Source organism: Vibrio sp. 2033 (assembly GCF_033339735.1).
Genome location: NZ_JAWOVC010000409.1, coordinates 1 through 662, shown reverse-complemented (window position 1 = coordinate 662; position 662 = coordinate 1). Strand labels below are relative to the sequence as shown.

Below are 662 nucleotides of genomic sequence, written 5' to 3'. Positions count from 1 at the left end.
AAATAGCGTAAAGTGGCAAGCTTGTGGCTCGTGCTTTAAACGCATCTGTGCTGAATGGGCTGAACCTTTGCCAGTATTAACGCGAAACAAAGTCGCAAAATGGGAAGAGTATCAAGTCTCCACCTCTTTAGGAGTTGGGTATATACTTATGGCATTTGCATCATTGAGGAAAGAATATGATCCAAGAAATCATAGAGAAGAAGTTACATAGTGAGCTGCAACCAAGCTACTTAAAAGTTATCAACGAAAGTTACATGCACAATGTGCCGCCTGGCTCGGAAAGTCACTTTAAAGTCATTGTTGTGAGTGACTTATTTGCCGGTCAGAGATTGATTGGCCGTCACCGTCAAGTTCATCAAATTCTTGCCGATGAGCTAGATAATCATATTCACGCGCTTGCGATCCATACTTACACAGAGGAAGAGTGGAAACGTGAGCAAAATGGTGCACCAGACAGTCCAATGTGTATGGGAGGAGGGCGTTAACCCCTTTCAAACCAGACGTTTTTAGAAAGATGGCTCATGCCATCTTTTTTTGTTTTACATTTTGTGTGGGACAAAAATGTGGCACAAATGTTGGTTAAAAAATGTGTTAACAGCGTTTCAACAAATGAATATAAATTAAAGCATATTTCAGGCTGTGAATATTTCATTTCCATAAGA

General features: G+C 40.3%; 2 protein-coding genes. Both read left to right on the top strand.

The genetic code is table 11. The features are described from left to right. Positions 1-211, top strand: a 211-nt coding sequence (locus R7P74_RS26885) for a hypothetical protein (RefSeq protein ID WP_318123713.1), incomplete at its 5' end; no start/stop codon positions are given. Further along, positions 177-485 carry a transcriptional regulator BolA gene (bolA, locus tag R7P74_RS26880; RefSeq protein WP_005456570.1) on the top strand — a complete coding sequence of 103 codons (309 nt, stop codon included), beginning with the start codon at positions 177-179 and terminating at the stop codon, positions 483-485. The genes R7P74_RS26885 and bolA, both read left to right, overlap by 35 nt. The last annotated feature ends 177 nt before the right edge of the window (positions 486-662 follow it).

Bases quoted from the DNA above. Each gene is read 5' to 3' on its own strand.
- bolA (WP_005456570.1), top strand. From the start codon at position 177: ATGATCCAAGAAATCATAGAGAAGAAGTTACATAGTGAGCTGCAACCA.